The organism is Streptomyces sp. NPDC004667, assembly GCF_040609475.1.
Lineage (GTDB): Bacteria > Actinomycetota > Actinomycetes > Streptomycetales > Streptomycetaceae > Streptomyces.
Window position 1 is genome coordinate 1,197 of record NZ_JBEXKC010000143.1, and the last position, 8,688, is coordinate 9,884.

Below are 8,688 nucleotides of genomic sequence, written 5' to 3' on the forward strand. Positions count from 1 at the left end.
GCTTGGGCCTGGGGGTGGGCGCCGCCCGCCCCCCGGGCGGGCGCCTCAGCCCGCCCTTGGCCCTCCCCGCCCCCACGTCCGGGTGGGGTGGGAATAGACGCCGCCGGGCGGGGACTTGCCATTGACCATGAACGCCACTTCGTACGACCCGCGCGCACTGCTCGCGGAAAGCCGCCTCGGTGTCCTCGCGACGATCAAGGCGGACGGCCGTCCGCAGCTCTCGCCCGTCATGCCCTTCTACGACCGGGCCGCCGACGTCCTCTACGTCTCGATGACCGAGGGGCGCGCCAAGACGACGAACCTGCGCCGCGATCCCCGCGCCGCCCTGGAGGTCACCCGGCCCGACGGCTGGGCCTGGGCCACCGCCGAAGGAACCGTCACCCTGACGGGCCCCGGGACCGACCCGCACGGCCCCGAGGTCGAGGCGCTGGTGCGGTACTACCGGGCCGCGGCCGGAGAGCACCCCGACTGGGACGAGTACCGGGCGGCGATGGTGGCCGACCGCCGGGTGCTGATGACGATGACGGTCGACCACGTGTACGGCGACAGGCTGCGCTGACGGGGCGGGGCCGCGCCGTCAGGGCCGGTCGGGTCCGCGATAGGGCAGTGTCTGGCCGTAGACGACGCTGGTCGTGGTGGTTCCGAAGCCGGCCAGCTCGTCGATGATGCTCTCCAGCTGCTCCATGGAGGTCGCGGCCACCTTCAGCGTGTAACAGTCGTCGCCGGTGGTGCGCAGGCACTCCAGGATCTCCCGTCGCTCCGCGAGCAGCCGGTGCAACGGCTGGTGGCGGTTGCCCGGGTACTTCAACCGGACGACGGCGAGCACGGGGTAGCCGACCTTGCCCAGATCGACCACGGCGCGGTATCCGGTGATGACGCCCGCCGCCTCCAGCTGCCGCACCCGTTCGGTCGTGGCCGACGAGCCGAGACTCACGCGCCGCCCGAGCTCGCTGAGCGAGATGCGCGCGTCCCGTTGCAGCTCGTCGATGATCGCCCAGTCGATGTCATCAAGGTTCCCGGTCATATTGCGACCCTACCGGGAAACTTCCGGAAGAACGGCGGTTCGACCAGGAGATCATTCTTCCAGGTTCCTTGATCGCCGAGATAGCCTCCGTCCATGCAACTTGGCGTGAACGTACCGAACTTCGGGCCCGGGACCGACCCCGGCGTGCTGCGCGAGTGGGCGCGGATCGTGGAGGACCTCGGCTTCGACCTCCTCATGGTGTCGGACCACGTGGCCATCACCCCGGACGTGGCCGCGCGCTATCCCGCGCCCTTCTACGAGCCGTTCACCACGCTGTCCTGGCTGGCCGGCGTCACCACCAGGGTGCGGCTGGGTACGACCGTGCTCGTACTGCCCTACCGGCACCCGCTGTTGGTGGCCCGGATGACCACCAACCTCGACCGGCTCAGCGGCGGCAGGCTCGTGCTGGGGGTGGGAGTGGGCTGGGCCCGTCAGGAATTCGACGCGCTCGGCGTTCCGTTCACCGCGCGCGGCAGGCTCACCGACGAACACCTCGTCGCCCTGCGCAAGGCCTGGCGCGAGGAGGCCGACGAGCACACCACCCCGATTCCCGTCTGGGTCGGAGGCAACAGCGAGGCGGGAATCCGGCGGGCCATCAGGTTCGGCGACGCCTGGCATCCGCTGCGGGGCACCCTTCCCTGGATGCGCTCGGTCCTGGCGAACCACTCGCTGCCGGGGTTCGCACCCCGCATCGCCCTACGGCCGACCACCGCACCGATCACCGACCCCGAGCGGCTCGCGGGAACCGGCACCCTCGACCAGATCCTCGGCGACCTCGACCAACTCCGCGACCTCGGGGCCGACACCGTCGTCCTCGACCCGTACCACGGAGATCCGGAGTCGACCCGACGCCCCCACGAGGCCTGGCAGGCGCTCGCCGCCGTGGCCGCACACCGGAGGACACTCTCATGATCACCGCAGCCGACGAGGCACTCCTGCGGCGGGCCATCGCCATCGCAGCCCGTGCCATCGACCTGGGCGACGCGCCCTACGGCTCCCTGCTGGCCGGCCCGGACGGCACGATCCTGGCCGAAGCCCACAACACGGTGCGACGGGACAACGACATCAGCGCCCACCCGGAACTCAAACTCTCCCGCTGGGCGGCCCGCGAACTCGACGGGCACACGGCCGCGCGCACCACCCTGTACACCAGCTGCGAGCCGTGCGGCATGTGTGCCGGAGGCATCGTCCGCTCCGGACTCGGCCGTGTCGTCTACGCCCTCTCCACCGCGCAACTCGTCGAACTCAACCCGGAGTCGGGCGCCTGGCCGACGACGGCGCAGGCCGGCCCGGCCCTGTTCGACGAGGCGCGCGTGCCCATCGTCGACTACTACCGCCGATAGCGGTGCGCCCCCGGGCTCGGGTCGGGTCGTCGCCATCTTGCCGGAGGCGCCCACCCGGGCGATGGCCGCCGTCAGGGTCGCGGTGCGGAGCAAGGCCTCGTCCCTCCCGGCGGCGGTACACCGATCCGGTGACAGTCTCCGACCGAGTGGCGCCGGCGGACGGTGTCGAGGGAGAGATATGTCGGATTCCCCGATCTCGGCATGCTACAGATAGGGGGCAATAGTCCGAAAACAGGAGGTATCTGATAATGCGTACACGTCTTCTCCGCATGGCAGCTGTGCTGGGCACGGCCGCGCTCCTGGCCCTCGGCGGCGCCGCGGTGGCCAGCGCGGACGGAGTGGGGAACTCGGGTATCGGGAATTCGGGTGTCGGCAACGCGGGTATCGCCAACAAGGGCGTCGGCAACGCGGGCATCGCCAACTGGGGCCTGGGCAACGCGGGTTTCGCCAACTCGGGGATCGGCAGCGCGGGCATCGGCAACTCGGGGATCGGCAGCAGCGGTATCGGGAACTAGGGACGTCGTAGGCGCCGCCCAGCCCGTGAGGTGAGAGTGGCTGACGTCCGGGCGGCGCCGGCGGGCGTGGGGCGTTTCGTGGCCGGCGCCCCCGGCCGCTCGCCCAGGCGAGCGGCACCGGGGCACGGCGTCCCCGACGCACGTGCGAGCCTCCGCCGGCGTCCGCCATCGGGGTCCGGTGGACCGATGGCGGGGCGGCGTGATGGCGCGGTAGCCGGGTGCCGGGTGGTGCCGGATGCCGAATGGGGGCGGGGGAGGCACCATGTCAGTACGGGAGGCAGTGCGTCCCGAGTACTGGACGAAGAGGTGAGCCCCAGGGCGGGTCGTCGACGGGCCGGGGCCGCCTACCGTGATCGGCACGCCTCCGAGGGGGCGAATGCCGTGGCGCGCGCGGCACCGGAGCCACTGAAGGGCGGCAAGCCCGTGACTCCGCGCCCATGCTCCCAGCATGCTGTGCCCGCGCGATTCTCGAAACCCCCGGAGCGGCGAAGGCCGGACCGGGGGTGCCGCCCGGGCGGAGGGATGAAATGACCACTCAGACGTACCTCGCCTACGACTTCCCGCTGCTGAGCGTCTTGTGGACCATGCTGGCGTTCGCCTTGTGGGTCTTGTGGTTCTTCCTGCTCTTCAAGATCATCTTCGACATCTTCCGTGACGACGACCTGAACGGCTGGGCCAAGGCGGGCTGGCTGGCCTTCGTCGTCCTGCTCCCGTTCCTCGGCGTCTTCGTCTACCTGATCGTCCGGGGCAAGGGCATGGGCCGCCGCGACCTGGAACAGGCGCGCGAGCAACGGAGGCAGATGGACACCTACGTCCGCGAGACGGCCGTCAGCCGGCCCAGCGCCGCCGAGGAACTCGCCAAGCTCGCCGCGATGCGTGATCGCGGCGACATCACCGAAGCGGACTTCCAACGGGCCAAGGAACTGGTCCTCACCGACTACGCCCCGCAGACCTCCGCGCCCCCCACCGCCTCCGCGCCCCCCACCGCCACCCCGCCTCCGGGCGACGGCCCCGCGCCGGGCTGACCGCCGGGGGGGTGGGACCGAGTCACCGCATCCCCGAGACCGCGGGGAACATCACCCTTTGGAAACGGGTTGGTGGTCCGGGCGGCGCTGCGGTCCGGGGACGTGTTCGGTGGTGCCCGGGCAGGTGGTCGGGTGAGGTGCCCGCGCCGGACGGGGTGCTGCCCGCGACGTCGGTACGAGGGGGACGCGGTGGAGCGACGGAAGGTGATCGGGATCGGGGCGGCGCTCGCGGTGCTGCCCGCCTGGTGGGGCTTGCGCCAGGTGGCGGACGGGGCCGAGGAGGACTGGCACACCGACACCGCACCGCTGGAGCGGGCGTTCCCGCTGCTGGGCCCGCTCACCGACGGCCAGTGGGTGAGCAGCCGGGACAACGACCGGGACCTGCCGTCGCCTGAGCTGGTGATCTCGGGCTTCGCCAAGCTGGCACCGGGGAAGCGTACCGAGCTGACGGCGGCCCACGCCTTCGTCTCCGAGGGGCCGGCCGATGACTTCTCTTCGTGGTTCGAGAAGCCGCTCAGGGGTCAGGGGCCGCAGGCCCCGCAGTGGATCCGGTCGCACGAGCTCGACCGTGACGACAACGGCCACACCACCCACCTGTGGTTCGACCGCCGCAGCGACGTCGTCCGCTTCTGGGCACTCGACCCGTACGGCTAGGCATGCCGCTCACGGCACGACGCCCCCGTCCTCCGGTGTCCCGGAGGCGGGGGTGTCGGCGTACGTGGGATCAGGCCCTTCGAAACCTCAGATCATGTGCGGTCGGGCGATCAGAAGGTGAGCTTGAAGTCGGTGATGGTGCCGACGTCCGCCGCTCCCTTGTCCTGGACCTTCAGCTTCCAGGTGCCGTTGGCCGCGACGGCCGAGGCGTTGACCGTGTACGTCTTGTCGAGGTTCGCCGTGGAGTCCGAGGAGGAGTTCTGCAGGCGGTACGAGGTCCCGTTGGGCGCCACGAGGTCGATCTGGAGGTCGCCGACGTAGGTGTGGGTGATCTTCACGCCGACCTTCAGGGCGCTCGGCGCGTTGCCGGTGACACCGGTGACGTTGACCGACGAGGTGACCGCGGGGCCCGGGGAGTCCGGGATGGCGACCCGGGCGGTGCTCTCGAAGACGTTGCCCGGGGTGGTGGTGCCACCGCCCGAACGGGCGCCCACGTTGACGGCGGCCCACGCGTCGGTGACGTTCTTGACCTCGGCGCTGCCGGCGCCGTACAGCTCGGTCGCCGCGGCGATCGTGCCTTCACGGGCACCCGCGTAGTCCGTGCTGGAGTTGAACTTGGTGGTGAGCGCCTTGTACCAGATCAGCTGCGCCTTGTCCCGGCCGATGCCGGTGACGGGCAGGCCGTCCGAGGTCGGCGAGTCGTAGTTGACGCCGTTGACCGTCTTGGCGCCGGAGCCCTCGGAGGCCAGGTAGAACCAGTGGTTCGCGGGGCCCGAGGAGTAGTGGACGTCGAGGCCGCCGATGCCCGAGTACCACGCGTCCTTGGAGCCGCCGTCCTTGCTCGGCTTGTCCATGTAGCGCAGCGGGGTGCCGTCGCCGTTGATGTTGATCTGCTCGCCGATGAGGTAGTTGCCCGGCGCGCTGGGGTTGTTGGCGTAGAACTCGACGGAGGTGCCCATGATGTCGGAGGTCGCCTCGTTCAGGCCACCCGACTCGTCGCTGTAGTTGAGACCGGCGGTGGCGGAGGTGACGCCGTGCGTCATCTCGTGACCGGCGACGTCCAGCGAGGTCAGCGGGTCGTTGTTGCCCGTTCCGTCGCCGTAGGTCATGCAGAAGCAGCCGTCGTCCCAGAAGGCGTTGACGTAGGCGTTTCCGTAGTGGACCCGGGAGTAGGCGGCGACGCCGTCGCCGCGGATGCCGGAGCGGCCGAGCACGTTCTTGTAGAAGTCCCAGGTGACCCCGGCGCCGTAGGCGGCGTCGGCGCCCGCGGTGGCGGCGTTGGAGTTGGCGCCGTTGCCCCAGGTGTCGGTGGTCTGGCTGAAGAGCGATCCCGTGCCGGACGTACCGTGGTTCAGGTTGTACGTCTTGTGGCTGCCGCGGCCCGTGTCGTTCAGCGTGAAGTTCGAACCGGACTTCGAGGTGCCGAGGGTGACCTGGCCGCTGTAGTGGGTGTTGCCGACACCGGTCTCGATGCCCTGCCACTGGTGGAGCTTGGCGCCGGTCTTGGCGTCGGTGATGACGTGGAGCTGGTTGGGGGTGCCGTCGTCCTGGAGGCCGCCGATGACGGTCTCGTAGGCGAGGGTGGGCACGCCCTTGGCCATCCACACGACCTTGCGGGGCGCGGCGTCGGCCTTGGTGGCCTTGGAGCCGACCGCCTTCGCGGCGTCGAGGGCCTGCGTGGAGGCGGCCGCCGGGGCGTCGGCCGGGGCGGAGGTGGAGACCCCCGCCAGCCGGGCGGGGGACGCCTTGCTGACGCTCTGCGTCGTGTTGGCCGCCGAGCGGTTGACGACCAGGTCGCCGCCGAGGACCGGGAGCCCCTCGTACGTGCGCTCGTACCGGGTGTGGGTGGTACCGTCCTGATCCTTGACCACATCGTGGACGAGGAGCTGCTCCTGGGAGGTGAGTCCGAGCTCCTTGGCCGTGGCCGCCGTGGTGCTCTGGGCCTTGGCTATGAGCTCGGCGCGCTGGGACGGGGAGAGCTGAGCGGGCAGCGCGCCCGGGTTGCGCACCGGCTGGCCCTTGGGGGCGGCGGTGTTCGCGGAACCCTCGGGCTGCGCGCTGGCGCTGCCCGCCTGGACACCTACGGTGAGCAGGGCGGCTGCCGCGAGCAGGGCACCGGTGGCGGTGGCGTTGCGGCGATGCGTGGACTTCACGCTGACTCCTTCTGCGTGTGGGGGGTTACCGGGCGACCGGGATGAGGCCGTCCGGGCAGAGCGTGCGGAGCTGGTCCGTGCTGGGGATGTGGGAGAGCGTGCCAGCGATCGCGATCTTTGTCAGGAACGCGTCAGGAATTGGCCGCATCGAGTCCGGATTTCGCCGTTCGGTGTTCGCTGAGCGGACATGTCGAGATGACGATCGGCCGGCCCGGGCGCACCCGACGGGCTGACCTGCGGCGGGACTTGCTCCGGTGAGGGGTGGATCCACTGCGGGCGTACGTCGGTGGCCGGGACGCGACGGTGGAAGCCACCCCGGAGGCGGTCGTGGGGGCGGCGTACTGCGCATTCAGGTAAAGCGTTCGGCATCAAGCGTCAAACACCCTTGTCCTGCACATGACTTGGCGGGTGTGATCTCGGAAGCCGCTCTGCGCGGCGAGCCACCCCCCCAGGGAGTCTGCAATGCATCCAGTTCGTCGTACGTGGCCGCGTGCAGCGGCCGCAACGGCCGCTGCCGCCGGTCTCGCGCTCACCGCGATGGCGGCCGCCCCACCGACCGGCGCCGCCACCGCCTCCGCGCCGCACACCTCCGCGGTCCCGCGCACCGTGGCCCGTCCGGCCATCGCGGGACACCAGCTGATCCGTTCCGTGGGCAGCCCGCTCTCCATCGAGGAGTGCCGGACCAAGTGGAAGATCGCCTGCTACACCCCGCTGCAGTACCGCGCGGCGTACAACCTGAACCCGCTGTACAAGGCGGGGATCACCGGTAAGGGCCGCACGATCGTCATCGTCGACTCCTTCGGCTCGCCGACCGTCCAGCACGACCTGGACGTCTACAGCAAGCAGTTCGGGATACCCAGCACCAAGGTCGAGGTGGTCAAGTGGGGCAACGTCCCCGCGTGGGACCCCAAGAACGCCGACATGCTGGGCTGGGCCGGCGAGACCGCCCTCGACGTGGAGATGGCGCACGCGATGGCGCCGGACGCGAAGATCGTCCTGGTCGAGACGGCGGTCGCGGAGACCGAAGGCACCACCGGCCTGCCCGAGATGATGGACGCCGAGAAGTCCCTGATCGACCGCGGCATCGGCGATGTGATCACACAGAGCTTCGGCGCGACCGAGAACACCTTCCCCGGCTTCGACAAGGGTGACTTCTCCAGCATCAAGAACCTGCGCTACGCCTTCGAGGCCGCGGCGCGCAAGCACGTCACCGTGCTCGCCTCCTCCGGCGACGGCGGAGCCACCGACTACAACGCCGACGGCAGCGCCTACTACGACCACCCCGTCAACTCCTGGCCCTCCTCGGACCCGCTGGTGACCTCCATCGGAGGAACCCAGCTGCACCTGGACGACGCGGGCAGGCGCACCGCCCCCGAGAGCGTCTACAACGACAACGGCGCGGGCGGCGGAGGCCAGTCGCACGTGTTCAAGCGCCCGGCCTTCCAGAACGGCGTCAAGAACATCGTCGGCGCGCAGCGCGGCACCCCGGACATCTCGATGGCCGCCGCGGTCGACGGCGGCGCGTGGATCTACACCAGCTACGACCCGGCGGCCACCGGCTGGGACGTCTCCGGCGGCACCAGCGAGTCCAGCCCGCTGTTCTCCGGCATCGTGGCCCTGGCCGACCAGGCCGCGGGCAAGCGCCTGGGCAACATCAACGAGGCGCTGTACCAGCTGTACGGGCGCTCGGCCTACGACCGCTCCACCGGCATCGTCGACGTCAACGACGGTACGAACAACAGCTACCAGGGCGTCACCGGCTACACCGCGGTGAACGGCTACGACATGGCCACCGGTGTCGGAACGCTGGACGCGGCCCGCTTCGTGCCGGCCCTCGCCCGCGAAGGGCGGCGCGGCTGACGGCTCGCCACCGACGGCCCGGCACGGGTGCGCTGCCGCAGCGGGCAGCGCACCCGAGCCCCCGCCGAACAATGGCAGCACGGTCGCCGAGAAGTCGATGCACACCACCGACGT

At 70.6% G+C, this 8,688-nt stretch carries 9 protein-coding genes; 7 read left to right on the forward strand and 2 right to left on the reverse strand.

Going from position 1 to position 8,688, the window contains the following annotated elements:
* The first annotated feature begins 127 nt into the window (after nucleotides 1–127).
* Nucleotides 128–559: a PPOX class F420-dependent oxidoreductase gene (locus tag ABZW32_RS37255; RefSeq protein WP_356224964.1), complete on the forward strand. Its 432-nt coding sequence runs from the start codon at nucleotides 128–130 to the stop codon at nucleotides 557–559.
* Between the two features lie 18 nt (nucleotides 560–577).
* On the opposite strand, the gene ABZW32_RS37260 is transcribed toward ABZW32_RS37255, so the two are convergent.
* Entirely contained in the window at nucleotides 578–1,024 is a 447-nt protein-coding gene (locus ABZW32_RS37260; protein ID WP_356224966.1) for an Lrp/AsnC family transcriptional regulator, read from the reverse strand.
* A 93-nt stretch (nucleotides 1,025–1,117) separates the two neighbouring features.
* Between ABZW32_RS37260 and ABZW32_RS37265 the strand changes: the two genes are divergently transcribed.
* From ABZW32_RS37265 to ABZW32_RS37285, 5 genes are all read left to right on the forward strand, one after another.
* Complete coding sequence (locus ABZW32_RS37265; RefSeq protein WP_356224967.1) at nucleotides 1,118–1,936, forward strand: LLM class flavin-dependent oxidoreductase; 819 nt, start codon at nucleotides 1,118–1,120, stop codon at nucleotides 1,934–1,936.
* Nucleotides 1,933–2,367 carry a nucleoside deaminase gene (locus tag ABZW32_RS37270; RefSeq protein WP_356224969.1) on the forward strand — a complete coding sequence of 145 codons (435 nt, stop codon included), beginning with the start codon at nucleotides 1,933–1,935 and terminating at the stop codon, nucleotides 2,365–2,367. The genes ABZW32_RS37265 and ABZW32_RS37270 overlap by 4 nt, the downstream gene beginning before the upstream one ends.
* Nucleotides 2,368–2,636: 269 nt before the next feature.
* Nucleotides 2,637–2,882 carry a hypothetical protein gene (locus tag ABZW32_RS37275; protein ID WP_266844579.1) on the forward strand — a complete coding sequence of 82 codons (246 nt, stop codon included), beginning with the start codon at nucleotides 2,637–2,639 and terminating at the stop codon, nucleotides 2,880–2,882.
* A 527-nt stretch (nucleotides 2,883–3,409) separates the two neighbouring features.
* Nucleotides 3,410–3,907 carry a PLD nuclease N-terminal domain-containing protein gene (locus ABZW32_RS37280; protein ID WP_356224971.1) on the forward strand — a complete coding sequence of 166 codons (498 nt, stop codon included), beginning with the start codon at nucleotides 3,410–3,412 and terminating at the stop codon, nucleotides 3,905–3,907.
* Nucleotides 3,908–4,096: 189 nt separating this feature from the next.
* Complete coding sequence (locus ABZW32_RS37285; RefSeq protein ID WP_356224972.1) at nucleotides 4,097–4,561, forward strand: hypothetical protein; 465 nt, start codon at nucleotides 4,097–4,099, stop codon at nucleotides 4,559–4,561.
* Between the two features lie 110 nt (nucleotides 4,562–4,671).
* On the opposite strand, the gene ABZW32_RS37290 is transcribed toward ABZW32_RS37285, so the two are convergent.
* The gene (locus ABZW32_RS37290; protein ID WP_356224974.1) at nucleotides 4,672–6,714 is read right to left on the reverse strand and encodes a M4 family metallopeptidase; all 2,043 of its coding nucleotides are present in this window, start codon (nucleotides 6,712–6,714) and stop codon (nucleotides 4,672–4,674) included.
* A gap of 462 nt (nucleotides 6,715–7,176) precedes the next feature.
* Between ABZW32_RS37290 and ABZW32_RS37295 the strand changes: the two genes are divergently transcribed.
* Nucleotides 7,177–8,574, forward strand: coding sequence for a S53 family peptidase (locus tag ABZW32_RS37295; RefSeq protein WP_356224976.1), 1,398 nt, complete (start codon nucleotides 7,177–7,179; stop codon nucleotides 8,572–8,574).
* Nucleotides 8,575–8,688 lie beyond the last annotated feature (114 nt).

Bases quoted from the DNA above. Each gene is read 5' to 3' on its own strand.
- ABZW32_RS37255 (WP_356224964.1), top strand. From the start codon at position 128: ATGAACGCCACTTCGTACGACCCGCGCGCACTGCTCGCGGAAAGCCGC.
- ABZW32_RS37260 (WP_356224966.1), bottom strand. From the start codon at position 1,024: ATGACCGGGAACCTTGATGACATCGACTGGGCGATCATCGACGAGCTG.
- ABZW32_RS37265 (WP_356224967.1), top strand. From the start codon at position 1,118: ATGCAACTTGGCGTGAACGTACCGAACTTCGGGCCCGGGACCGACCCC.
- ABZW32_RS37270 (WP_356224969.1), top strand. From the start codon at position 1,933: ATGATCACCGCAGCCGACGAGGCACTCCTGCGGCGGGCCATCGCCATC.
- ABZW32_RS37275 (WP_266844579.1), top strand. From the start codon at position 2,637: ATGGCAGCTGTGCTGGGCACGGCCGCGCTCCTGGCCCTCGGCGGCGCC.
- ABZW32_RS37280 (WP_356224971.1), top strand. From the start codon at position 3,410: ATGACCACTCAGACGTACCTCGCCTACGACTTCCCGCTGCTGAGCGTC.
- ABZW32_RS37295 (WP_356224976.1), top strand. From the start codon at position 7,177: ATGCATCCAGTTCGTCGTACGTGGCCGCGTGCAGCGGCCGCAACGGCC.